This window comes from Sphaerisporangium album (genome assembly GCF_003323745.1).
Taxonomy (GTDB): Bacteria; Actinomycetota; Actinomycetes; order Streptosporangiales; family Streptosporangiaceae; genus Sphaerisporangium; species Sphaerisporangium album.
Map to the genome: position 1 here is coordinate 17,771 of NZ_QOIL01000037.1, position 21,727 is coordinate 39,497.

The window sequence follows — 21,727 nt, forward strand, 5'->3', positions numbered from 1 at the left end:
AAGATCATTGATTGAGGGGAGTTCCGGTGGCGGAAGTACGCGCCGAAATGGTGGCGAACGTCTGGAAGGTCGTCGTGGCCGAGGGGGACAGCGTGAGCGAGGGCGACACGCTGGTCATTCTGGAGTCGATGAAGATGGAGATCCCGGTCCTCGCCGAGGACTCCGGCGTCGTCACCGGCCTCAAGGTCGCCGAGGGCGACGTGATCCAGGAGGGCGACCTGATCGCCGTCATCGAGGCCTCCTGAGCGCGGTCTCCGCGTGAGCCGGAGACCCCACGCGGGGGCGGATCACTTGGACAGGCCGGCCAGGAAGCGCTCGCGGTCCACCACGACCCGCTCGATGGTGGCCGTGGCGACCATCCGTGCCCCGTCCCGGGCCGTGACCTCGAAGACCAGGCGCCTGCCGTCCACCTCGACCAGCTCGGCGGCCACCTTGACGTGCGCGCCCACCGGGCTGGCGGCGCGGTGCTCCAGCGTCACCTTGGTCCCGACCGAGGTCTGCCCGGGGGCCAGCCGCTCCTGGACGGCGCGTACGGTCACCGCTTCGGCGATGGCGAGCAGCCGCGGGGTGCCGAGGACGGGGACGTCGCCGCTGCCCACCCGGATGGCGGTGTCGCTCCGCTCGACCATGAATACCAGCTCGGCGCGGAGTCCGGGATCGATCGTCATGGGCGCCAGCCTAGGGGGATGACCCCCTTCGGGGTGTCTCGTGCGCCGGGATGGCCGTTCACGCCTTCTCGTACCACCTTCACCGGATGACGGTCTTGGCGGAGAACGATGCAATACGCTTCTCGCGTGAGCCCGTACTGCGACCACTGCGGACGTCTCGAAGGAGACGGCGATCATTCCGCGTGCCGCGCCGCGCGGCTCATGGAGCCACCTCGCTACTGCCAGGCGTGCCGTCGCCGACTCGTGGTGCAGGTGACCCCGCGAGGCTGGTCCGCTCGTTGCGTCGAACACGGCGTGACGTCGTACTGACACCCCGGCGCGAGCAAAGTGAACACAGAGTTTTGTGACACTTCCGTGACCCAGGCGCGACATGAGTCCGCTTTGTTGGAGAACTCCGGGGTGGCGTCGGGTTACATGGATTGGGGTTAGCGGGGGAGACATGGTGGCCCAAGGGACCACGCTGGCAGGACGTTACCGTCTGGACGTCCGTCTCGGCGCCGGCGGCATGGGCGAGGTGTGGCGCGGGGAGGACATCGTCCTCGCGCGCACTGTGGCCGTGAAAGTGCTGTTACCGGGCCGGATGGACGACCCGGGGTTCGCGGCGCGCTTCCAGGGGGAGGCGCGCGCGATGGCGACGATCAACCATCCGGGCGTGGTGGACGTCTACGACTACGGCGTGAGCGACGTCCCGGGCGCGGGCCCGACCGCGTACCTGGTGATGCGGTTCGTCGACGGCGAGCCGCTTGACCGTCTGCTGACCCGGCTCGTGCGCATCGCGCCCGAGCCCGCCATGGAGCTGATCGCGCAGGCCGCGTCGGCTCTTCAGGCCGTGCACGACATGGGAATCGTGCACCGCGACGTCAAGCCCGGCAACCTGCTGGTCCGCCAGGACGGCACGCTCGTCCTCACCGACTTCGGCATCGCCCGCGCGGACGCCGGTCACCGGCTGACCGACGCCGGCATGGTGCTCGGCACCGCCGCGTACTGCGCCCCCGAGCAGGCCGAGGGCCAGCCGGTGACGCCGGCCGTCGACCTGTACGCACTCGGGGTCGTCGCCTACGAGTGCCTGGCCGGGCAGCGGCCGTTCGACGGCGACACCCCGGTGACGATCGCGCTCAAGCACATCCGCGAGGATCCGCCCCCGCTGCCCCCCGACGTGCCCCCCGCCGTCCGCCACGTGGTCGAACGCGCCCTCGCCAAGGACCCGGCGCGCCGCTGGCACAGCGCCGCCGAGATGAGCATGGCGGCGCGGCAGGCGATGCTGGCCGACACCGGCAGCTCGGCGGCGGTCTCCGGGCTGACCGGCATGATCGCGTCCCCGGACCACGCGGCGGCCCCGGCCGGGCACCCCGGCGCCCAGGCCGCCTACCTGGCCTCTCCGGAGACCGGCACGCGGATGAACGCCCCGGCCGGCCCGACGCCGCCCCCGTACATCATGCCGACGGCCGCGTCCGCTCAGTCGGTCAGCACGGCCGTGAGCTCCCCGGCGGCGACCGGCACGCCCGCGCCTCCCGGCCGGCGTGGCGGTCGCGGTCGCCGGGCCGCCGGGCCGCCGCGCAGGACCAGGCCCGGACTGATCGTCGGCGTCATCGTCGCCGGGGCCCTGCTCGGCGGCGTGGGCGCGGTGGCGTTCTACCAGCTGGCCGGCGGCAAGGCGGTGGCGGGCGTGGAGCCGGAAGCGTCGGTGACGGCCGGCGAGACCTCGCCCTCGCCCACCCGGACCACCCGTCCCCCCAAGTCGTCCCCCACGGTCACCCGCTCGCAACCCGCCCCCGGCCGGCAGAACTCCGACGATCCGGCCTCGCCCACGCCGACCGAGCCGTCGCCGTCCCCGAGCGCCACCAGAACGCGCTCGCCCTCGCCGTCCCCGAGCCCGACCAAGACACAGGTCAAGAAGACCGTGCCTGCTGTGATCAACCTGACCGAGCCCCTGGCGAAGACCAAGCTTCACGCCGCGGGCTTCAAGGTCACCGTCGACATCTATGGCGAGCCGAGCGACCAGGGCTGCACGCGTGTGCTCGACCAGCTTCCCGACGCGGGGAAGTCGTGGGCCGTCGACAAGCCCGTGACCATCGTCGTGGCGCAGGGAATCGACTGCGGCGGCGACCCCAGCTCCACCCCCAGCCCGTCGCCGACCCCCTCGGCCACCGCCCCCTGAGCCCCAGAAGCCACCAGGAGCCCCGGCGGCGGGTGCCGCATGGGTTTCCCCTCGCGCGGGTGACCGTACGGGCCTGAACGGTTACAGGCCCGCCTGAGGCCACCCGCGGGCGAGGCTCAGATGCCGGTCGTCGTCCGGGGGTAGGCGATGGCCGGGTCGGTGGCGATGTTCACCATGTACGGCACGCCCGAGTCGAACGCCCGGCGCAGCGCGGGGCCGATCTCCGCGGGAGAGGTCACCAGCTCGCCGCCGCCGCCGAGGGCGGTCACCACCTGGTCGTACCGGCACTGCGGCTGCAGCTCGGCGGCCACGTCGTAGCCGTACAGCATCTGCATGGGGTGCTTCTCCAGGCCCCAGATGCCGTTGTTGCCGCAGATCATGACCACCGGCAGCCGGTGGCGGACCAGCGTGTCGACGTCCATGAGCGAGAACCCGGCCGCGCCGTCGCCGAGCAGCAGCACGACCTGTGAGGACGGGCGCGCGAGCCGGGCGGCGATCGAGTAGCCGAGCCCGGTGCCGAGGCAGCCGTACGGGCCGGGGTCCAGCCAGCAGCCCGGACGGCGGGGCTCGATGTACTTGCCGGCGTAGGACACGAAGTCGCCGCCGTCGCCGATCACCACGGCGTCGTCGTCCAGGACGCGGTTCAGCTCGCCGTAGATGCGCATCGGGTGGATCGGGTCGGCCTCGGAGCCCAGCAGCTCGGCGTCGCCCGCGATGGCCGCCGCCGACGCCTCGGTGAGCCGGGTGAGCCACGGGTCGTACGCCTTCGGCGACACCCCGGCCTCGCCGCACGCCGACCGCAGCCCCCAGAACAGCAGGGACAGGTCTCCGGCCGTGGAGGCGGCCGTGCCGACGTGCGTGGCGAGCTGCGACGGCGCGTCGGCGAGGTGGACGACCTTCGCCAGCGGGGCGCCGTCCCTGCCGCCGAAGAAGCCGTAGCCGAGGCGGAAGTCGAGCGGCGCGCCCGCCACGATGACCAGGTCGGCCTGGGAGAAGGCCATGCCGCGCGCCCGGGTGACCAGCAGCTCGTGCCCGGCGGGCAGGATGCCGCGGCCCTGGCCGTTGGGGATCACCGGCAGGCGGTAGGCCTCGGCGAAGTCGCGGGCGGCGTCCTCTGCGCGTTCCATCCACACGTCAGAGCCGAGCACCAGGACGGGACGCTCGGCCTCGGAGATCAGCCGCGCGATCTCGGCGAGCGCGTCGGAGTCCGGCTCCAGCGGGGACGGGGTCAGCGTCTCGGCCTCGTGCGCGGGGGAGGGCGAGAACAGGTGGTCCATGTAGAAGTCGAGGAACACCGGGCCGCGGTGCGGGGCGACGGCCGTACGGAACGCCATCTCGACGTCCTGGCCGATCGAGTCCGCGCCGCCCGCCGTGAAGGCCAGCTTGGTGATCGTCTCGAACAGCGGCGGGTGGTCCATCTCCTGGAGCGCGCCCGACCCCCACCGCGACTGCGGGGCGCGGCCGCCCATGACCACCACGGGCGAGCCGTTGAAGTGCGCGGTCGCCACCCCGCTGACGCCGTTGGTGATGCCGGGCCCGGCGGTCAGCACCGCGAGGCCCGGTTGCCGCGTCAGCCGGGCCGTCGCCTCGGCGGCGAACACCGCGCTCTGCTCGTGCCGCACATCGACGATGCGCATGTTCTCGTGGACGGCCCCGTCGTACAACGGGAAGACGTGGCCGCCCGACAAGGTGAACATGACCTCGGCGCCATATGCTCGTGAGACGGCGACCGCGATGTCGCCGGCGTGCTTTGCAGACTCCATGTCGTGAACTTACCTTTTCTGTGCCCGGTCAATCCTTGAGCGTGCGTCCGGGCCGCCGAGCGCCTGCTCAGGGCCTTCTCAGTGCCTGGTTCGGGGCCTGTTCAGGAGCCGCTCGGCGCGCGCCCGAGGGCCGACTCTAGGGTCACAGAGCCTGCGACAGGGCCTTGATCGGCATCTTGAGGTCGGCCAGGAGCGCCAGGTCGCTCTCGGGGGAGCGGCCGAGCGTCGTGAGGTAGTTGCCGACGATGATCGCGTTGATGCCGCCGAGCATGCCCTCACGGGTGCCGAGGTCGCCGAGCGTCAGCTCGCGTCCCCCCGCGTACCGCAGGATCGTGCGGGGCAGCGCCAGCCGGAACGTCGCGATGGTCTTCAGCGCCTCAGGGCCCTCGACCAGCGGGAAGGACGCGAACGGCGTGCCCGGGCGCGGGTTGAGGAAGTTGAGCGGCACCTCGTCGGGGCCGAGCTCCCCGAGCTGGCCGGCGAACTCCGCCCGCTGCTCGCGCGTCTCGCCCATGCCGATGATGCCGCCACAGCACAGCTCCATGCCGGCCGCGCGGACCATCTCACACGTCTGCCACCGCTCCTCCCAGCTGTGGGTGGTCACGACCTGGCCGAAGTGGGAGCGCGCGGTCTCCAGGTTGTGGTTGTAGCGGTGGACGCCCATCTCGGCCAGCTCGTCGACCTGGGCCTGCGTGAGCATGCCGAGCGAGCAGGCGACGTTGATCTCGACGGCCTCGCGGATGGCCTTGACGCCCTCGCGGACCTGGTCCATCAGCCGCTGGTCCGGCCCGCGCACGGCGGCGACGATGCAGAACTCGGTGGCGCCCGTCTCGGCCGTCTCGACGGCGGAGCGCACGAGCGAGGGGATGTCCAGCCATACCGACCGGACGGGGGAGGTGAACTGCCCTGATTGGGAGCAGAAGTGGCAGTCCTCCGGGCAGCCGCCCGTCTTGAGGGACACGATGCCCTCGACCTCGACCTCCGGGCCGCACCACTTCATGCGCACCTCGTGGGCGAGCGCCAGCAGATCGTGCAGGCGCTCGTCGGGGAGTTCCAGGCAGCGCAGGGCCTGGTCGGCGGAGAGACCGCGGCCCTCTTCGAGCACCTGAACCCGGGCGATCTCCAAGATGTCCATACTCATCGGTCCTGCTGCTCCCTTGTCGGTTGCGTCACAGACTAAGGGCTGCCCGGAACCGAGAAGGGTCGAACCCGCCGCCCAGCGGGGATCCCAGTCCCAGCCGGGCCACGCGGGCGAACTCCGTCAAGTCCAGTGAACCGGACCCCTCGGGCATCGCGCCCGCGAGGGGACGGGCGGCCAGCGTCTCCAGGTCGGTCACGTTGCTGCGCTCGGCCAGGCCCGGTTCGCGCGGCCAGGAGCCGATCACCACCCCGGCCAGGTCCAGGCCGCGGCCCGCGAGGGCCTCCAGCGTCAGGGCCGTGTGGTTCAGCGTGCCGAGCCCGGCCTCGGCCACCACCAGGACGGGCGCGCGCAGCCGGCGGGCCAGGTCGGCGATGGTGGCGCCGTCCTCGTCGAAGCGCACCAGCAGCCCGCCCGCGCCCTCGACCAGCACCAGGCGGTGGGTCGCGGCCAGCGCGCCGATGCGCTCGGCCGCCGCGGCCAGGGACACGGGCGCGAGGCCGGAGACGCGGGCCGCGGCGGCGGGGGACAGGGGATCGGGGTAGCGGGCCAGCTCGAACGTGGTGGTCACGCCGGACAGGCGGATCACCTCGTCCAGGTCGCCGGGCTCGCCGGGCGCGACGCCGGTCTGGGCGGGCTTGACGACGGCGACGGGCACGTCGCGCGCGAGGGCGAGCGCGGCCACCGCCGCGGTGACCACGGTCTTGCCCACGCCGGTGCCGGTGCCGGTGACCACCAGGACGCTCACCGGCACCACCCTAGGGCCTCAGCCCGCCGCGGGCCCCTGCTCCGGCGGCCTGCGCAGGCGCGTCACGAACTTGTACCGGTCGCCCCGGTAGAGGGACTGGGCCCACTCCACCGGATGGCCCTCGGCGTCGAAGGCGTGCCGGGTGAGCAGCAGCATCGGCAGCCCGACGTCCACGCCGAGGATCTGCGCGTCGTACGGCGTCGCCAGGACGGTCTCTATTATCTCCTCGGCGTCCGTGAGCTGAACGTTGTAGGCGTTGTGCAGGGTCTCGTAGAGGGAGGAGTGCACCTCCAGCTCGCGCCGCAACCGCGAGAACCGCCGCGCCGACAGGTGGGTGGTGTCGATCGACATCGGCTCGCCGTTGGCCAGGCGCAGGCGGTGGATGCGCAGCACGCGGCCGCCGGGGTTGATGCCCAGACGGCGTGCGAGCGTCTCGTCGGCCGTGATGTAATTGATGTCAAGGATCTTGGTGTCGGGCTCGAGGCCGACCGTCCGCAGATCTCCCGTGTACGACGTCAGCTGCAGCACCTGCGCGACCTTCGGCTGGGCCACGAAGGTGCCCTTGCCCTGGATCCGCAGCAGGCGTCCTTCGATGACCAGCTCCGTGAGGGCCTGCCGCACGGTCGTGCGGGAGGTTTCGAAGCGCACGGCGAGGGCACGCTCGGGCGGCAGGGCCGCGCCGGCGGGCAGAGACTTGGTGAGTTCCAGCAGGTTTCTCTTGACGTCGTAATATTTCGGAACCCGGGGAGAATCTTCCGTCACACGCTCACCTTCATCTCGGCCACCGCGGTGAGCGCGCGTCCGATCACCGCGAGATCATCCGAACTCAGGTTGGCCCGTGCGGTCAACCTGAGACAAGACCGGCCGGGCGGCACCGAAGGCGGACGGAAGCACCCTGCCCGCACTCCCTGAGCCGCCAGCGCCGCGGCGGCGGCGAGGGCGGCCTCCGGAGGCCCGAGCACGACCGGCACGACCGCCGCCGCCGGCTCCGCGGTGGCCAGGCCGCGGTCCCGGACGGCGCCCGCCAGCGCGCGGGCGTTGGCACGCGCCCGTCCCGGCAGGTCAGGATGGCCGCTCACGATATCAACAGCCGCGAGGGCCGCCGCCACGGAGGCCGGTGCGAGGCCGGTGTCGAAGATGAACGCCCGCCCGGTGTCGACCAGTGTCTCCACCACCTCGGGCGCGCCCAGCACGGCTCCTCCCTGCGAGCCGAGGGACTTGGACAGTGTGACGGTTCTCACAACGTCCGGAGCGCCGGCGAGACCGGCGGCGTGCACGGCGCCGCGCCCGTCCTCGCCGGTCACGCCCAGGGAGTGGGCCTCGTCCACGACCAGCAGCGCGCCGTGGCGCGCGGCGGCGGCGTGCAGGCCGGCGAGCGGCGCGAGGTCCCCGTCCACGGAGAACACCGCGTCGGTGACCACGACCGCGTGGCTCTCGGTGCGGTTGGCGAGAGCCTTCTCGACCGCCTCGACGTCCTTGTGCGGGGTGACGACGACCCGGGCCCGCGACAGCCGGCAGGCGTCGATGATCGAGGCGTGGTTGCCCTCGTCGCTGACCACGAGCCCGCCCGCGCCGAGCGTCGCCACCGCGGCGAGGTTGGCCAGGTAGCCGGAGGACAGCACCAGCGCGCGGGGCGCGTTCATGAAGGACGCGAGCCGTTCCTCCAGCTCGGCGTGCAGCCTCGTCGAGCCGGTGACCAGCCGCGATCCGGTGGAGCCCGTGCCCCACTCGCGCGCGGCCCGCGCGGCGGCCTCGGCGAGCCGCGGGTCGCGCGACAGGCCGAGGTAGTCGTTGGAGGCGAGGTCGAGCAGGCCGTCGTGATCGGGCGTGCGGGGACGCAGGGCACGCCGGAGCCCGGCCGCCTCACGCGCGGCGGCGGCCGTGCGCAACCGCTCCAGGGGATCGGTGTTCATGATCACACTCGTGCCGGTGGCCGGTTCGGTCGCGTCCGCTGGACGCGACGTGTGACCGGCGGACACCACATTGTCCTCCATCCGAGGAATCTTCCCAGGGCGGGGGTGGTCGATTCGCATTGGACCGGTCTCAGCACGCATGATGCAGACGTGCCGACTCTGAGCGACCTGGTGACGCGCCACACGACCCTCGATCCCGCCGACCTTGAGTGGATGCAGTCGCTGGTCTCCGACTGGCAGCTCCTCGCCGACCTCTCCTTCGCCGACCTGGTGCTGTGGATCCCGCTGCGGGACGAGTCCGCGTGGGTGGCCGTCGCGCAGATGCGGCCGACGACCGGCCCGACCGTCTACCACGACGACGTGGTGGGCTCCATCGTGGCGGCCGGCGAGCGTCCCCTGATCGACACCGCCTGGAGCGAGCGCCGCATCTGCCGCGAGGGCGATCCGGACTGGTCCAGCGGCGTCCCGGTGCGGGAGGAGACGATCCCGGTGCGCCGCGACGACCACTTCGTGGCCGTGATCCAGCGCTCCACCAACCTGTCCTCGGCGCGCACACCCTCCCGCCTGGAGCTGACCTACCTGCAGAGTGCCTCCGACCTGGCGCAGATGGTCGCCGAGGGCCGTTTCCCCTTCCCCGAGGAGGGGCCGATCCTCGTCCGCTCCCCCCGGGTCGGCGACGGCCTGCTGCGGCTGGACCGCGCCGGCCGCGTCACCTACGCCTCGCCCAACGCGCTGTCGGCGTACCGCAGGCTGGGGCTCAACGCCGACCTCGTCGGGTCGGAGCTCGGCAAGACGACGGCCGCGCTGTGCTACCGCGACGAGCCCATCAACGAGGACCTCATGCTGGTGGCCAGCGGCCGCGCGCCGAGGGAGACCGAGGTCGAGGCCGGCGCGAACGTCGTGCAGCTCCGGGCGATCCCGCTCATCGTCGGCGGCGGGCGCATCGGCGCGCTGGTGCTGATCCGCGACGTCACCGAGCTGCGCCGCCGCGAGCGCGAGCTGCTGACCAAGGACGCGACGATCCGTGAGATCCACCACCGGGTGAAGAACAACCTGCAGACGGTGGCCGCGCTGCTGCGCCTCCAGGCGCGCCGGCTGCAGGTGCCGGAGGGCAGGGAGGCGCTGGAGGAGGCTGTGCGCCGCGTGGGCTCGATCGCGATCGTGCACGAGACCCTTTCCCACACTCCCGAGGAGATCGTCGACTTCGACGACATCGCCGACCGCGTCATCTCGATGACCGGCGACGTCTCGGCCGCCAACGTGATGCCGCGCCGGGTCGGCAGCTTCGGCATGCTGCCCGCGATGGTGGCCACCCCGATGGCGATGGTGCTCACCGAGCTGATCCAGAACGCCGTCCAGCACGGCTTCGCCTACGGCAGCGGCAGCATCAAGGTGATGGTGTCGCGCACGGAGGAGCGGCTGGACCTGATCGTGGCCGACGACGGGCAGGGGCTGCCCGAAGGGTTCGACCTCGACGCGTCCACCAGTCTCGGCCTGCAGATCGTCCGCACGCTGGTGGTGGGGGAGCTGTCCGGGCGCCTGGCGGTCAGGCCGCGCCAGGGCGGGGGGACGGAGGTCTCGCTGACCATCCCCGTGCAGCCGCCCTCGTGAAGGCCACGATGAAGAACGCCACGGTGAAGGCCACCGTAACGACCACGGCAAAGGCCTCCGGGACTGCTACGCCCGGCCGTCGCGCGAGGGCGACGCCGGGCGTGTTCCGTACGGCCACGGCACTGGGGCGGTGCGGAGGCGTTTTCTCCGAGATGGTTCTTCCGGGAGGCGCTGTCGAGGGAGGCTCAGACGGCCGCGCGGGCGCGGGCGCGAGCGGTGCGGCGCTTGAGGGCGCGGCGTTCGTCCTCGCTCAGGCCACCCCACACGCCGGCGTCCTGGCCGGACTCGATGGCCCACTTCAGGCAGGACTCCACGACCGGACAGGCGCGGCAGATCTGCTTGGCCTCTTCGATCTGCATGAGTGCCGGGCCGGTGTTGCCGATCGGGAAGAACAGCTCGGGGTCCACGTCACGGCAGGCAGCGCGGTGGCGCCAGTCCATGCGTTCCACTCCTTCGTAGGTGGAGCCTGCGGCTCCGTCCGGGTGACGGATGTTTGTGAACTCTTTCACTAACCAGAGCGAACTTTTGCCCGGCCCTTGGGGTTGGCGGTCCGGGGAGTTCGTGTCATCGCCGCAGACCTTTGAGGACATTGGTCGATCCTCAAACGTCCTACGTTCCGACGTCGTGTTGAGCTTTTCAGGCAGGCCCAGGTCACGCAAGAGGTTTGGGAGAAGGTTTTGCCTGATATGGCTGTCGGATGCATCACACTATGACGCGATGTGACGGATTAGACCAGAACTTGTAACGCGGATGGAACGGAGCGGAAGCTCACCCGCTCGCGTTCTCCGAGATAATCGCCGTCCAACTGGAACGCCACCGGGCGGGCGGCGGTCAGCGTGAACTCCTTCTCGTCGTGGACATGCACGAGATGCCCGCCCCGGGGCAGGCCCACACGTTCCCCGACGATCTGGTGGATCACACTGAACATCGCCACCGGGCCCAGGCGCCGCAGCCCGAGCATGTCGAGCCCCGTGTCGAACCCCGCCCACGGCGTCGGGTTGACCGGCCGGTCGCCGAGCCAGGTCCAGGGCCTGGTGTTGGAGACGATGGCCATGAAGACGCCCTCGACCGGCGGCCGGTGCGGCAGCTCCAGCCGCAGCGCCGGGCGGTGGCGGTCGGTCATGAGGTAGTGGCGCAGGGCGGTGTGGACGTACCGGCTCGGGGACGCCTTGTACCCGGCGCCGCGAAGCCCCTCGACCGCCCGCACGACCTCGGCGTCGTAACCGAGGCCCGCGCAGAACGTGAAGTAACGGCTGCCCGGGGGCGTGAGCGGATCCGCGTCCTCCCGGCCGATCGCGCCGTCCTCCCAGGTCGCCAGGCCCAGGCTGACCGTGCGGCGGCGGCCCTCGCGGATCGCCTCCAGCACCGCGCCCGTCGCCTCGACGGGGTCTTTCGGCAGGCCGAGCGCGCGGGCGAACACGTTCGCGCTGCCGCCCGGGATGACGATCAGCGCCGGACGGTCGCCGTCATGGCCGACCATGCCGTTGACGGCCTCGTTGATCGTGCCGTCGCCGCCGAGGACGGCCACGACGTCGAAGCCCTTGTCCCGCGCGGTTCCGGCGAGCAGCGTGGCGTGCCCGCGGTACGCGGTCTGCTCCACCGTCAGATCGACGGCCGCGCCGAGCGCGCGGATGAGGACGTCCCGCGTCCGGCGGTTGGTGGAGGTCGCCTTGGGATTGATCAGGAGGAGTGCCCGCATGCGGCCCAGCGTATCCACCGGTCACGCGGTCGGCGCGCCGGTCAAGTAGGGTTGCGCGATATGGTGAACCGTCCGGCGACCCTGCCCGTCGCCGCCGCCGTCCTCGCGGTCGAGGGCCTGACCGCCGTCGGTCTCGGCGGATACGCCGGGGTGGAGACCATCATCGGCTCGCCCTCGGACGTCTCCAGCTCGATCGGCGTCTCGGCGTTCGGGGTGCTCGTGGGCGCGGCCCTGCTGTGGGTGGCGTGGGGCGTGTTCCAGGCGGCCCGGTGGAGCCGGGCCCCCGGTGTGGTCACGCAGATCTTCGCGCTGCCGGTCGCGGTGTCGCTGGTGCAGTCGGCGCAGTACCTGCTCGGGGTACCGCTGATCGTGCTGGCGCTGGCGGGCCTGGCGGCGCTGCTGGCACCCCCGACGACCCGCGCCATGATCAAGGAGTGACCGTGCCCGTGGCCGAGCCTTAGGCTGGGCGGTTCGGGGCGCTCTTGAGGCGCCCCGAAAAGGGTCAGTCCTCGGCGGTGAGGCCCTCGCGCAACTGGGCCAGGGTGCGGGCCAGCAGACGCGAGACGTGCATCTGCGAGATGCCGAGCTCGGTGGCGATCTGGGACTGGGTCATGTTGCCGAAGAACCGCAGCAGCAGGATGCGCTTCTCGCGCGGCGGCAGGCGTTCGAGCAGCGGCTTGAGCGACTCGCGGTACTCGACGCCCTCCAGCGACTCGTCGACGATGCCCAGGGAGTCGGAGACGGCCGGCGCGTCGTCGTCCCCGGAGTCGGGGGCGTCGAGCGAGACCGTGGAGTAGGCGTTGGCGGACTCCAGGCCCTCCAGCACCTCCTCCTCGCTCATCTGCAGGTGGGCGGCCAGCTCGGCGACCGTGGGCGCGCGGCCCTGGCGCTGGGACAGCTCGCTTATCGCCTTGGTGAGCGAGAGCTTCAGCTCCTGCAGCCGGCGCGGCACCCGCACCGCCCAGCCCTTGTCGCGGAAGTGCCGCTTGATCTCGCCGACGATGGTCGGCGTCGCGTACGTCGAGAACTCGACGCCCCGCGCCAGGTCGAACCGGTCGATCGACTTGATGAGGCCGATGGTGGCCACCTGCGTGAGGTCGTCGAGCCACTCGCCGCGGTTGCGAAAGCGCCGGGCGAGGTACTCGACCAGGGGCAGATGGAGCTCCACCAGCTCGTCCCGGATGCGCTGGCGCCGCGGGTCGTCGGCCGGCAACTCGGCCAGCTCGCCGAACAACCCTCGGGCCCGCACCCTGTCGGGGACGGTGCTGTCACTGCCGGCCACGGCGCGGGTCCTCTCCGTCACGACAGCCTCGCAGAACCTCGGCGCTTGTGCAGCACGATCGCCATGCGGTCGGGGGTGTCGGTCACGGCGTCCACGTCGTCGGCCAGGGCGGTGAGGACCATCCAGGCGAAGTCATCGCGTTTCGGCTCGGCCTGGCCGACCGTGCTGACCTCGACCCGCACGATCATCTCCTGGCCGGTGAGCTCGAACTCGGCGATCAGGTCGGTGCCCGGGACGGCATGGCCGAGCAACATGGCGCACGCCTCGTCGACGGCGATGCGAAGATCTTCGATCTCGTCCAGCGTGAAGTCGAGCCGCGCCGCGAGCCCGGCCGTCGCCGTGCGCAGCACGGACAGGTAGGCACTTGCGGCGGGCAGCCGCACGCTCACCGCGTCACGGATCCCGGCGAGCCCGCCGTGGATGCCGTCAGCACGCGTCGCTGTCTCGTCGGTCACGTTCCTCCTCGCACAGAGCTGCTGATTAGCAACTTACCGCCCCGTGTCCCCTGTTGGAGGACTGGGACGCGCCGATAGTCGTGATCTTGTGGAATTGCGGCCGGTTTCCCTGACGTCCCGCTGTCCTTTGCTTACGTTCTCATATGACGCAAAGCGGGACCGGCCGCACCTGCGGCGGAAAGCCTCTGGCCTCGCGCGCTCGACTGAGCGCGCGAGGCCAGAAACGGGCAGGAAGGCTCAGGCGGCCTTGGTCTCCCAGAAGATCTTCGCGATCTCGTCGATCTTTCCGAGCAGGTCTTCGGCCTTGCTCACATCGACGGTGCCCTTGGCCCCGGCGGCGCCGGCCAGCTTGGTGGCGTCCCAGAAGAGCTGGTGGAGCTGAGGGTACTGCTCGACGTGCGGGGGCTTGAAGTAGTCGGTCCACAGCACCCACAGGTGGTGCTTGACCAGCTCGGCGCGCTCCTCCTTGATCGTCAACGCGCGCGCGCGGAAGACGGGGTCGTCGTTGTCGGCGTACTTCTGCATGATCGCCTTGACGGACTCCGCCTCGATGCGCGCCTGGGCGGGGTCGTAGACACCGCAGGGCAGGTCACAGTGCGCGGAGGCGACATGGCGAGGCCGCAACAGTCGTGCGAGCATCGTTTTCCTTCCTTGATGCTGATATTCAGACAGCACTATCCGGTTCCCAACTTACTCTCGTTGATTCCCAGGAGCGGAAGGGGATGTCGGCCATGAGGGTCCGCGTCGAGGGCGAGTCGATGTCGCCCGCCCTGCGACCTGGGGACTGGCTTGTCGTCCGCCGGAGGGCGCGGGTGCGGCCCGGGGACGTCGTCGTCGCCCGGCTCCCCGGCGACTCCGCGACGATGATCGTCAAGCGGGCCGCGTGGGCGGACGGGGACGGCTGGTGGCTGGAGAGCGACAACCAGCGGGCACCCGGCCGCAGGGACAGCTGGGACTTCGGCGCGGTGTCCGCCTCGCTGGTGGTCGGGCGCGTCCTGTTCCGTTACTGGCCGCCCAGGCGTGGCGCCCTCAGGCGCGCGGGCCACTGAGATCGCGGCGGCGGGCGCGGTAGGCCGCGACGTTGGCGCGGCTGGCGCAGCGCTCGGAGCAGTAGCGCCGCGAGCGGTTGGACGAGGTGTCGAGGTAGACCCGGTGGCACGGCGCCGCCTGGCACAGGCCGAGACGGTCCACGCCGAGCTCCGTCACCAGCGCCGTCAGGCCCATGACCGCGCCCGCGGCGTACTCGTCGCTGAGCCGGCCGCCCTCGGTGAGGTGCAGGTGCCAGCGCTGCCCGTCGTGGCGGGAGATCTGGGGGTGGACGGGCCGCCGCGTCAGCAGGGCGTTGAGCCTTTCGACGGCGGCCTCCTCGTCGCGTGCGGCGGCCGCCGCGAAGACGGCGGCCAGCTCGCCGCGCAGCTCGCGCAGCACGCGCAGGTCCTCGCGGGTGAGGCGGTCGGCGTGCCTGCCGCGGCCCGCCTCGACGAGGAACCGGCGGGCGCCCTCCAGCGAGTCCAGCGGCTCGTCGCTGTTCACGAGCAGCACGGCCAGCTCGGCGTATGACGTCAGGTCCACGTGGGTTCCAGGCGCTGTAAGAGATGAGTGCGGATTCCAGGTATTACATCGAGTATTACACGGCCCGCCGCCCCGGCGCGGGAGGCCGGGCGCCGGCCGACGGGCGAAGGCCGGTGTGACCGGCGTCCGCGGCGATGTGGGGCGCGCGCGGGCCGTACCGGTCCGGCGATCCGGGGAGCCGGGCGGCGCTGGGGGTATCTGGAGAACGGCTTCGGGTATCTGCTGATAGGGGGAGTAAGTAGAGATATGTCCGCTTGGAGACGCATGCCGTTGGGCGGCCGACCACTCAGGAGTGGCACGGCCCACAATGGCGGGCGCCTTACCTTGTGGCACAATCGAGCAACGGGTGACCCCCGTACCCCCTCACGAGACGACCGTCAACGGCGACGGCCGCCCGGCGACTACAGCAGCCTGGGTCTTCGCCTGCCTGCGGCGTCCACCGAAGGAAACCGTCCTTTACGACACAGGGGTCGCTGTGGCAGTCACGCCGTTCTCCGCTTCTCTCGAATCCCTCGACGTCGATCCCGTGTTCGCGATGCACCGCGGCGGCAAGATCGAGGTCCGTTCCACCATCCCCGTCCGTGACGCCGACGACCTGTCGCTCGCGTACACGCCGGGCGTCGCCCAGGTCTGCACGGCCATCGCCGGCCAGCCCGACCTCGTCAACGACTACACCTGGGTCGGCGGCGTCGTCGCCGTCGTCTCCGACGGCACGGCCGTGCTCGGGCTCGGTGACATCGGCCCCGCCGCGGCCATGCCCGTCATGGAGGGCAAGGCGCTGCTGTTCAAGGAGTTCGGCGGCGTCGACGCGGTGCCGATCTGCCTCGACTGCACCGACGTCGACGCGCTGGTCGAGACCGTGGTGCGGCTCGCCCCGTCCTTCGGCGGCATCAACCTGGAGGACATCAGCGCGCCCCGCTGCTTCGAGGTCGAGGACCGCCTGCGCGAGCGGCTCGCCATCCCGGTCTTCCACGATGACCAGCACGGCACCGCCATCGTCGTGACCGCCGCCCTGCGCAACGCCGCCCGTCTGACCGGGCGCTCGCTCGGCGACCTGCGCGCCGTGGTCGCGGGCGCGGGGGCCTCCGGCGTGGCGGTCACCAAGATGCTGCTCAACGCGGGCATCGGCGACATCGCGGTCTCCGACTCCAAGGGCATGATCTACGAGGGCCGCGAGGGGCTGAACCCCTTCAAGGAGGCCCTGGCCCGGGTCACCAACCGCGGCGGCTTCACCGGCTCGACCGAGGAGGCCCTCGCCGGGGCGGACGTCTTCGTCGGCCTGTCCGGTTCGACGCTGCCGGAGGCCGCGGTGGCGTCCATGGCCGCGGGCTCGATCGTGTTCGCGCTGTCGAACCCGACGCCCGAGATCCACCCCGAGGCCGCCCGGCGGCACGCGCGGGTCGTGGCGACCGGCCGCTCCGACTTCCCCAACCAGATCAACAACGTGCTGGCGTTCCCCGGAGTGTTCCGCGGCGCGCTCGACGTCCGGGCGTCCACGATCACCGAGTCCATGAAGGTCGCCGCCGCCGACGCGCTGGCGTCCGTCGTCGGCGACGACCTGACGGCGGACTACGTCATCCCGAGCCCCTTCGACCGGCGGGTCGCCCCGGCGGTGGCCTCGGCCGTCGCCCACCAGGCCCGCCTGGACGGGGTGGCCCGCAGGTAGCCGCCCTTGGTGCCCGCACGTGACGAGGTCCGCCCCACCGGCGGGCCTCGTTTCGTCATGCCCTCCTTCAGCGGGCTGGGCGCCGTCCCCGGCGTCCTGGCTTGTGGTGATTCAGCCCCGGGACGGATCGCGCGCGTCCCGACTTCCCCGTGGAAAAGGCTTGCCTTCGGCATGAGATAGCCCTCCTGGGGTCAAGTCTCGGGAATTCCCGCGCGATGTTACGCATCGTGCTATAACAAGAACGCTCCGTCACAGCCGGGCAAGGGCGTCCCGAAGCGCACCAACGTGCAGAGGGACGCGGCGGCCGGAGCGCCCGTGACCGTGCGCGTAGTTCTCGTGGGGACAAGAGCGATGCCACAACGTGAGCCCAACCTTCTGCTGCAGCACCTCATCGCCGAGGCGGACTTCTCCCACAAGGGGCTGGCCCGCAGGCTGAACGATCTCGGAGCCGCCCGCGGCCTCGCCGGGCTGAGGTACGACCACAGCTCGGTGCTGCGCTGGACGAGCGGCCAGCAGCCGCGAGATCCGGTGCCGGCGCTGCTGGGGGAGATCTTCGCGCTGCGCCTCGGCAGGCCGGTCACCCAGGAGGACCTCGGTATGGCGGGGGCGGCCACGTCCCTCGACCTCGGGCAGGAATTCACTCACTCGTGGCAGGAGGGTGTCGAGACGGTGACAGCACTATGGAGGGCGGACATGGAGAGACGCAGGTTCCTCCTCGACTCCGCCTTCGCCGTCGGAGCGGGTTCCACGGGAGCCCTGCGGTGGCTGACCCTTCCCATGGGGGCCACGCCGCAGGCCGGCGGGCCCCGCAAGGTGGGCGCCCCCGACATCGCCGCGATCCGGGAGGTCACCCGATCCTTCGGCGAGCTCGACAACCGCTTCGGCGGGGGCCGGGTGCGGGCGGCGGTCGTCAGGTACCTCGACTCGGCGGTCGCGCCGATGCTCAAGGACGGCATGTACGGCGAGGCGACCGGCAGGGCGCTGGCCTCCGCGGCGGCCGAGGTGACGCGCCTCGCGGGGTGGATGGCCTACGACCTGGAGCAGCACGGCCTCGCGCAGCGCCATCTCATCCAGGCGCTCAGCCTGGCGCGTGGCGCGGGCGACCACGGCTTCGGCGGCGAGATCCTCGCCGGCATGGCCCACCAAGCCATATATATAGGACAACCCCGGCACGCCCTCGACCTCGCCGGGGCGTCGCAGCTCTCGGCCCGCCGCGCGGGCATCCCGTCCCTGCTGGCCGAGGCGTACGTCCTGGAGGCCCACGCCCACGCGGCGCTCTCCGACGGCGCGGCCTGCGCCGCCGCGCTGCACGAGGCCGACCTCGCCTTCGACCGCCGCAGCCCCGAGGACGAGCCGCAGTGGATCCGCTACTTCGACGAGGCCTACCTCGCCGCGAAGTACGCCCACTGCTTCCGCGACCTCGGCGACGGCCCTCAGGCCGTCCGGTACGCGCGCCGCTCCCTGGACATGGACGGGCGGTACGTCCGCGGGCGCATGTTCAACCTGTCGCTGCTCGCCTCCGCGCACGCCCTGTGCGGGGAGGCCGAGGCGGCCGGCCAGGCCGGGGCGTCCGCGCTGGACCTGGCGGCGGGGCTGCAGTCCGCGCGCACGCGGTCGTACGTCGCCGACCTGCGCAAGCGGCTGCGACCGCTCGGCGAGGACGCCGGCGTGGCCGCGCTCATCGAGCGCACCAGGCACCTGGCCCCCGCGGCCTGAGGATGCCCGGAACGCGCGAGCGGGGCCCGGCCGAAGCCGGACCCCGCCGTCACGCCGGGTGGTACACCTGCGTCAGCGGATCGAACCGGACCACAGGTTGGCGGCCTTCTTGTAGACCGCGTAGGTCTCGCTGTCGAAGTACGGCGAGCTGCTGAAGTCGTACCGGCCGTTGCCGTCGGAGTCGCCGATGAGGCTGGTGACGCCGTTGACGTAGCCCAGACGCTTGGTGCTGCTGTAGCCGGAGATCCAGGGGCCGCCGGCCGCGCCCGCCGTCATCGAGCACTTGACGGCGATCTGCGCCTCGGCCTTGTAAGCGGCCGTGACGCCCGCGGGCTTGGTGTTGCCGTAGCACCACTTCGGCGTCACACCGGTGAACGGCTTGTCGCCGTCGGGGTGCGGGCCCGCGGGGTAGCCGAAGACGTAGACCGGCTTACCGATCTTCTGGTTCCAGGCGAAGCCCTGGCCGCCGACATTGTCGCCGAGGCGGCCGGCGTCCTTCCAGGTCCGCACGTCGATGCCGTTGTAGACGGTGACGAAGGCGTAGTCGCTGTCGTAGTCCTCGTAGACCGCGAAGTCGTAGTGCGTGTAGGCGGACTTGCCGACGTACACGCCCCACGGGGCCTTGCCCTGGTAGTAACCGGGGATGAACACCCAGCGGTCGAGCGTCTCGCGGTTCAGGTCGGTGTTGTAGACACAGTGACCGGCCGTCGCGACGAGGTTGTGGTACTTGCTCTGGATCGAGGAGGCGGAGCACCAGTACGGCTTGCCGTTGACGCGGAAGAACACCTTGCCGATGGTGCGCGGCAGGTTGACGTTCTTCACCTTGGTCGGGGTGACCTTCTCCTGACCGATCGGCGGGACGGTCCCGGTCTTGCCGTCGGGGGCCGCGTCGCTGCCGCCGAACTTGACCTTGCCGTTCACCGAGGAGTCGTTGGAGTAGCGGGTGGCGGCCCTGAGCTGCTTGCCACCGTTCGCGGTCCAGAACTTCGCGGTGTCGCTCGCCTTGCCCTTGCTGGAGGCGAGGGAGACGTTCGTCGGCTGGGGCTTGGCCGTGGCCCCGGCGGACGAGGTGAGGGCGGCGCCGATCATGCCGGTGGCGGTGACGGCTGCGCCCAGGGGGAGGATGAGGTGCTTGGCTCGGATCGTCATCTGGCTCCTCTGGCTACTGCTCGAGAGACGTCACTTACGTCCCATGTGTCCCATTGGGGATGACATCGAGCCTATGCGCTTTCTTTACGGGGGCCATATGAAGAAAGCGACATACAGGCATATCTAGGCATTGATGGGGATCTCGCGCCAGGGAACCCTCACCGCTGGGTGAGGTTGAGGTGTGAGATTCGTAACCGGATACCGTCGGGCCGAGTGAGTTGCGGGTATCCGTCCGAACGAGAAAGGCCCGGCCGAAGCCGGGCCTTTCATGCGCCGTCAGACGCCTTACGAGATGCTCGGCCGGTCGCGGCCGGGCGGACTCAGCTGGCGGGCTTGGCGATCGGGCCGGAGCCCAGGTTGCTGGCCAGGGTGTAGACCGCGTAGGTCTCGCTGTCGAAGTACGGCGAGGTGGCGAAGTCGTAGCGGTCGTTGCCGTCGGAGTCGCCGACCAGGCTGGTCACGCCGTTGATGTAACCCAGGCGCTTGGTGCTGCTGTACTGAGCGATCCAGGGACCGCCGGAGGCGCCCGCGGTGAAGGAGCACTTGATGGCGATCTGGGCCTCCGCCTTGAAGGCCGAGGCCACGCCCGCGGCGGTGGTCTTGCCGTAGCAGTACTTCGGCGTGTGGCCGCTGTAGGGCTGGTCGCCGTCGGGGTGCACGCCCGCGGGGTAGCCGAACGCGTAGACCGGCTGGCCGATCTTCTGGTTCCAGGCGAAGCCCTGGCCACCGACGTTGTCGCCGAGGCGGCCGGCGTCCTCCCACTTGGGTGAGTTCCAGCTGTCCGCCGTCACACCGTTGTAGACGGTGACGAAGGCGTAGTCGCTGTCGAAGTCCTCGTAGGTGCCGAAGTCGAAGTGGGTGTACGCGGACTTACCGGGGTAGATGCCCCAGGGAGCCTTGCCCTGGTAGTAGCCCGGAATGAAGATCCACTCGTCGAGGGTGTCGCGGTTGCTGTCGACGTCGTAGACGCAGTGTCCGGCGGTCGCCACCAGGTTGCGGTGCTTGCCCTGGATGGAGGACGCCGAGCACCAGTAGTCCTTGCCGTTCAGGCGGAAGAAGACCTTGCCGATGGTGCGCGGCAGGTTGACGTTCTTCACCTTGGTCGGGGTGACCTTCTCCTGGCCGATCGGCGGCACGACGCCGGTCTTGCCGTCGGGAGCGGCGTCACCGCCGCCAAGCTTGATCTTGCCCTGCACGGCCGAGTCCGCGGTGAACTTCGCGGCGGCCTTGAGGCGCTTGCCGTTGCCGGCGGTCCACGCTGCGACCGTCTTCAGCGCGCTGGCCTGGCTGGTGGCCAGCCCGTCGGCCACCGGGGCGGTGGAGGAAGCGGCCGCGGCGGTCGTGAGGGATGCCGCGATCATGCCGGTGGCGATCACCGCGCCACCGAGGGGGAGCACGAGGCGCTTGACTCGGGTGTTCAATGAGACTCCTTGGTCTGCCGCAGGAGTTGATTCCTGCCTCACTGGTCCCAAAAAGGACAGATGAAACCTATCGGTCTGACCGCTGGTAATGGGCCGCGAAGAGGCGCCGGTGAAGCCGCCCGAGGGTCCGTTCCGGCGTTACAGGCGACGTCCGTGATGTGCGTCACCATCCGGACACGCACAGGTGGAAACGGTCCAAAGACCCTCCTGTACGTGGAGAAACGGCCCCGGGGTGCCGACGGAATGTGATGTAAATCACATCAATCGGCCTCAAGCGTCGGTTCAAACAGCGCAGGACCCGGCACTGGTGCCGGGTCCTGCTGGTGCTACCGCTTGAGCTCTAGCTGGCTAGAACGTCAGGCCTTGGTGACGAAGTCACCGTCGGCGGCGACGATCTTGCCGGACCAGAGGTTCGACGCGGACTTGTAGATCGAGTAGGTCTCGCTGTCGAAGTAGGCCGAGGTGCTGAAGTCGATCCGGCCGTTGGCGTCGGCGTCGCCGATGAGGCTGGTGACACCGTTGATGTAGCCGAGGCGCTTGGTGTTCGTGTACTTCAGGATCCAGGGGCCACCGGAGGAGCCGGCGGTCATGGAGCACTTGAGGCCGATCTGGGCCTCGGCCTTGAACGCGGCGGCGGGCTTGGCGGCGAAGGTCTTGCCGTAGCACCACTTCGGCGTGACACCGGTGAACGGCTTGTCACCGTCGGGGTGCGCCGAGGCGGGGTAGCCGAACGCGTAGACCGGCTGGCCGATCTTCTGGTTCCAGGTG

At 70.9% G+C, this 21,727-nt stretch carries 23 protein-coding genes; 8 read left to right on the top strand and 15 right to left on the bottom strand.

All coding sequences use genetic code 11. The features are described 5' to 3' along the window. The first annotated feature begins 26 nt into the window (after positions 1-26). Positions 27-245 carry a biotin/lipoyl-binding carrier protein gene (locus DQ384_RS39065; RefSeq protein ID WP_147269074.1) on the top strand — a complete coding sequence of 73 codons (219 nt, stop codon included), beginning with the start codon at positions 27-29 and terminating at the stop codon, positions 243-245. 42 nt (positions 246-287) lie between these two features. Here the strand turns inward: DQ384_RS39065 and DQ384_RS39070 are convergent, their stop codons facing one another. Further along, positions 288-668 (bottom strand): thioesterase family protein, encoded by a 381-nt coding sequence (locus DQ384_RS39070; RefSeq protein WP_114033934.1) that lies wholly within the window; start codon positions 666-668, stop codon positions 288-290. A 108-nt stretch (positions 669-776) separates the two neighbouring features. Here DQ384_RS39070 and bsaP point away from each other — a divergent pair, with 108 nt between their 5' ends. Both bsaP and DQ384_RS39080 read left to right on the top strand, forming a co-directional pair. Beyond that, positions 777-977: a biotin synthase auxiliary protein BsaP gene (bsaP, locus tag DQ384_RS44380; protein ID WP_114033935.1), complete on the top strand. Its 201-nt coding sequence runs from the start codon at positions 777-779 to the stop codon at positions 975-977. Between the two features lie 130 nt (positions 978-1,107). Further along, entirely contained in the window at positions 1,108-2,826 is a 1,719-nt protein-coding gene (locus DQ384_RS39080) for a serine/threonine protein kinase (RefSeq protein WP_114033936.1), read from the top strand. A 116-nt stretch (positions 2,827-2,942) separates the two neighbouring features. Here the strand turns inward: DQ384_RS39080 and DQ384_RS39085 are convergent, their stop codons facing one another. From DQ384_RS39085 to DQ384_RS39105, 5 genes are all read right to left on the bottom strand, one after another. Further along, the gene (locus DQ384_RS39085) at positions 2,943-4,589 is read right to left on the bottom strand and encodes an acetolactate synthase (RefSeq protein ID WP_114033937.1); all 1,647 of its coding nucleotides are present in this window, start codon (positions 4,587-4,589) and stop codon (positions 2,943-2,945) included. A 142-nt stretch (positions 4,590-4,731) separates the two neighbouring features. Further along, the gene (bioB, locus tag DQ384_RS39090) at positions 4,732-5,730 is read right to left on the bottom strand and encodes a biotin synthase BioB (protein WP_114033938.1); all 999 of its coding nucleotides are present in this window, start codon (positions 5,728-5,730) and stop codon (positions 4,732-4,734) included. A gap of 28 nt (positions 5,731-5,758) precedes the next feature. After that, on the bottom strand, positions 5,759-6,475 hold the full coding sequence (gene bioD / locus DQ384_RS39095) for a dethiobiotin synthase (protein ID WP_114033952.1): 717 nt from the start codon (positions 6,473-6,475) through the stop codon (positions 5,759-5,761). Positions 6,476-6,493: 18 nt separating this feature from the next. Beyond that, complete coding sequence (locus DQ384_RS39100; protein WP_114033939.1) at positions 6,494-7,237, bottom strand: GntR family transcriptional regulator; 744 nt, start codon at positions 7,235-7,237, stop codon at positions 6,494-6,496. Next, entirely contained in the window at positions 7,234-8,388 is a 1,155-nt protein-coding gene (locus DQ384_RS39105) for an 8-amino-7-oxononanoate synthase (protein WP_114033953.1), read from the bottom strand. Before DQ384_RS39105 ends, DQ384_RS39100 begins: the two co-directional genes overlap by 4 nt. Before the next feature lie 150 nt (positions 8,389-8,538). On the opposite strand from DQ384_RS39105, the gene DQ384_RS39110 reads away from it, so the two are divergent. After that, entirely contained in the window at positions 8,539-9,999 is a 1,461-nt protein-coding gene (locus DQ384_RS39110; RefSeq protein ID WP_114033940.1) for a PAS domain-containing sensor histidine kinase, read from the top strand. 185 nt (positions 10,000-10,184) lie between these two features. Here DQ384_RS39110 and DQ384_RS39115 read toward each other — a convergent pair whose 3' ends face one another. Together DQ384_RS39115 and DQ384_RS39120 are read right to left on the bottom strand one after the other, a co-directional pair. Continuing rightward, entirely contained in the window at positions 10,185-10,439 is a 255-nt protein-coding gene (locus DQ384_RS39115; protein ID WP_114033941.1) for a WhiB family transcriptional regulator, read from the bottom strand. Positions 10,440-10,726: 287 nt separating this feature from the next. Continuing rightward, a complete protein-coding gene (locus tag DQ384_RS39120; protein ID WP_114033942.1) occupies positions 10,727-11,698 on the bottom strand; it encodes a diacylglycerol/lipid kinase family protein in 972 nt (323 codons plus the stop codon). A gap of 60 nt (positions 11,699-11,758) precedes the next feature. Between DQ384_RS39120 and DQ384_RS39125 the strand changes: the two genes are divergently transcribed. After that, positions 11,759-12,136: a hypothetical protein gene (locus DQ384_RS39125; RefSeq protein WP_114033943.1), complete on the top strand. Its 378-nt coding sequence runs from the start codon at positions 11,759-11,761 to the stop codon at positions 12,134-12,136. Between the two features lie 64 nt (positions 12,137-12,200). Here DQ384_RS39125 and DQ384_RS39130 read toward each other — a convergent pair whose 3' ends face one another. The 3 genes from DQ384_RS39130 to sodN form a co-directional block, all read right to left on the bottom strand. Further along, entirely contained in the window at positions 12,201-13,001 is an 801-nt protein-coding gene (locus DQ384_RS39130) for an RNA polymerase sigma factor SigF (protein ID WP_114033944.1), read from the bottom strand. Next, positions 12,998-13,435: an ATP-binding protein gene (locus DQ384_RS39135; RefSeq protein ID WP_181871675.1), complete on the bottom strand. Its 438-nt coding sequence runs from the start codon at positions 13,433-13,435 to the stop codon at positions 12,998-13,000. Before DQ384_RS39135 ends, DQ384_RS39130 begins: the two co-directional genes overlap by 4 nt. A gap of 237 nt (positions 13,436-13,672) precedes the next feature. Next, a complete protein-coding gene (gene sodN / locus DQ384_RS39140; RefSeq protein WP_114033945.1) occupies positions 13,673-14,074 on the bottom strand; it encodes a superoxide dismutase, Ni in 402 nt (133 codons plus the stop codon). Here sodN and DQ384_RS39145 point away from each other — a divergent pair. Next, positions 14,065-14,484 (top strand): S24 family peptidase, encoded by a 420-nt coding sequence (locus DQ384_RS39145; RefSeq protein ID WP_281274196.1) that lies wholly within the window; start codon positions 14,065-14,067, stop codon positions 14,482-14,484. The two genes, sodN and DQ384_RS39145, sit on opposite strands and share 10 nt — an antisense overlap. Here DQ384_RS39145 and DQ384_RS39150 read toward each other — a convergent pair. Next, on the bottom strand, positions 14,465-15,007 hold the full coding sequence (locus DQ384_RS39150; protein ID WP_114033946.1) for a CGNR zinc finger domain-containing protein: 543 nt from the start codon (positions 15,005-15,007) through the stop codon (positions 14,465-14,467). The two genes, DQ384_RS39145 and DQ384_RS39150, sit on opposite strands and share 20 nt — an antisense overlap. Positions 15,008-15,542: 535 nt before the next feature. Here DQ384_RS39150 and DQ384_RS39155 point away from each other — a divergent pair. Together DQ384_RS39155 and DQ384_RS39160 are read left to right on the top strand one after the other, a co-directional pair. After that, the gene (locus tag DQ384_RS39155; protein ID WP_114033956.1) at positions 15,543-16,673 is read left to right on the top strand and encodes an NAD(P)-dependent malic enzyme; all 1,131 of its coding nucleotides are present in this window, start codon (positions 15,543-15,545) and stop codon (positions 16,671-16,673) included. Positions 16,674-17,024: 351 nt separating this feature from the next. Next, positions 17,025-18,389, top strand: coding sequence for an NsdA family TPR-like regulatory protein (locus DQ384_RS39160; RefSeq protein ID WP_114033947.1), 1,365 nt, complete (start codon positions 17,025-17,027; stop codon positions 18,387-18,389). Between the two features lie 72 nt (positions 18,390-18,461). Here DQ384_RS39160 and DQ384_RS39165 read toward each other — a convergent pair whose 3' ends face one another. The 3 genes from DQ384_RS39165 to DQ384_RS41930 form a co-directional block, all read right to left on the bottom strand. Then, positions 18,462-19,538, bottom strand: a complete 1,077-nt coding sequence (locus tag DQ384_RS39165; protein WP_114033948.1) for a trypsin-like serine peptidase — start codon at positions 19,536-19,538, stop codon at positions 18,462-18,464. A gap of 320 nt (positions 19,539-19,858) precedes the next feature. Then, positions 19,859-20,959, bottom strand: coding sequence for a trypsin-like serine peptidase (locus DQ384_RS39170; RefSeq protein ID WP_245967090.1), 1,101 nt, complete (start codon positions 20,957-20,959; stop codon positions 19,859-19,861). Between the two features lie 356 nt (positions 20,960-21,315). Then, positions 21,316-21,727 (bottom strand): trypsin-like serine peptidase (locus DQ384_RS41930; protein ID WP_484378272.1); only part of this gene is annotated, 412 nt, incomplete at its 5' end.